The sequence below is a fragment of the Streptomyces sp. NPDC059456 genome, assembly GCF_042750055.1.
Lineage (GTDB): Bacteria > Actinomycetota > Actinomycetes > Streptomycetales > Streptomycetaceae > Streptomyces.
Genome location: NZ_JBHYVA010000522.1, coordinates 4,497 through 6,133, shown reverse-complemented (window position 1 = coordinate 6,133; position 1,637 = coordinate 4,497). Strand labels below are relative to the sequence as shown.

The following is a 1,637-nucleotide window of genomic DNA, read 5'->3' as shown; positions in this document are numbered from 1 at the left end:
CCTCGAGCACCTGCCCGCGACGCAGGTTGCGCGAGGCGACCTGCACGTCGTCGGGGTTGTCCACAATGCCCTTTACGAGGTGCTCAAGAGCCTCCTCGAGCATGCTCAGGCCTCGGTCGACTCGGCGGCGGCCTCAGCCTCGTCCGCCTTCTTGTCGGCCTTCTTCGCCTTCTGCGTGATGGCCTCGCCCTTGGTCTCGCCGATGCCCTCGAGGGCCTTGGCGAACTCGTCGAAGGAGCGACGCTTGCTCTCCTTCGTCTCCGGCTGGAGCAGCGGCGCGGGGGCCGGGAGGCCCTTGTGCGCCTGCCAGTCACCGGTCAGCTTCAGGATGGCGAGCACAGCCTCGGTGGGCTGGGCGCCGACCGACAGCCAGTACTGCGCACGCTCGGCGTTGACCTCGATGCGCGACGGGTTGTACGTCGGGTGGTACAGACCGATCTCCTCGATCGCACGACCATCGCGGCGGGTGCGCGAGTCGGCGACGACGATGCGGTAGTGCGGCTGGCGAATCTTGCCGAGGCGCTTGAGCTTGATCTTGACTGCCACTGGAGTGGTGTCTCCTGAACTTGACGTGGTTGGGCACATGAGATGCCACGTGGGGTTGCGGTACTCGGGTGCCCGATGGACGCGTCAGCCGGAGGAGAGAGGGGTCCTATGCGACTGTCGAGTACAGCTGTCCATTGTGCCACATGCCCGCGGCGCTTCTCGCGGCGAGCTGCGATCGAAGGCGCACGGCTGCGCGCCGCCGGGCACCGCCGCCCCGCGGGCGGGCATCCCGCCCGCCCGTCACCCCGTACGGCGGCGGGGCCGCGGGCTCAGGAGGCGGCGGCCGAGACGGCGACCTCGGGGATCCGGAACGGCTTCATGCAGCCGCCGCACACGATCGGCGCCTGGGCCAGCACGGACGGGACCACCCGCACGTTGCGCCCGCAGTCGCAGACCGCCTTGACGCGGACACCGCCACCCGAGGAGCCGTGGCGGGCGGCCGGCCCGCGGAAGCTGCGCTTGGTGTCGGCGGCGGTCGCGGCCGTGTGCGCCTTGAGCGCGCGCTGGAGCCGCTCCATGGTGGGGCGGTAGCGCTTCTTCGCCTCGGGATTGAGCGAGACCAGCGAGAAGCCGCTGCTGGCATGCGGCTCGTCGGAGTGGTCCAGTCCCATCTCCTCGGCGATCGCGAGGAATCTGCGGTTGTGGTAGCGGCCGGCCCGCGAGGTGTCACGTACTCCGCGGGCGGCGGCGATGCCATGGACTGCCTCGTGCAGCAGTCGCTCGAAGGAGAGCTCGGCGCCGCAGGCGGACGAGGACTCTCCGATCAGGGACTCGGGCGCGGCAAGGTCAGGCAGCTCGGGGTGGTACCGCTGAATGTCGGCCCACGCCTGCGCCAGCTCTGCGGCGAGAACAGGTGGTGTCGTGCTCACGTCGTCACAACGAGCCGGGGTGCCCCGGTGTTCCGATTCCGGGCCATTCCAAATTTTTTGCACGTACCAGTCAGTTCAGTCTGATGCGTCCTGACGAGGACGGGTGCGCCGATCCCAGGAGGAGTCGGTACGTAACGGCGACCAGGCCGACCGGCCGAAAAGAACCGGCCCCGGCGCGCCGCGCGTTCCGTTCGCCAGGGCACGGGCCCCCGTGCCGCGGGG

General features: G+C 69.9%; 2 protein-coding genes and 1 pseudogene. All 3 read right to left on the bottom strand.

Annotation, left to right across the window (positions count from 1 at the left end; all coding sequences use genetic code 11):
• Nucleotides 1-103 (bottom strand): annotated as a pseudogene (locus tag ACFXA3_RS32265) (RNA-binding protein); the annotation flags it as partial.
• 2 nt (nt 104-105) lie between these two features.
• A complete protein-coding gene (gene rpsP, locus ACFXA3_RS32260) occupies nt 106-546 on the bottom strand; it encodes a 30S ribosomal protein S16 (protein WP_030298453.1) in 441 nt (146 codons plus the stop codon).
• 269 nt (nt 547-815) lie between these two features.
• Nucleotides 816-1,415, bottom strand: a complete 600-nt coding sequence (locus tag ACFXA3_RS32255; RefSeq protein WP_030298455.1) for a hypothetical protein — start codon at nt 1,413-1,415, stop codon at nt 816-818.
• Nucleotides 1,416-1,637: the final 222 nt, after the last annotated feature.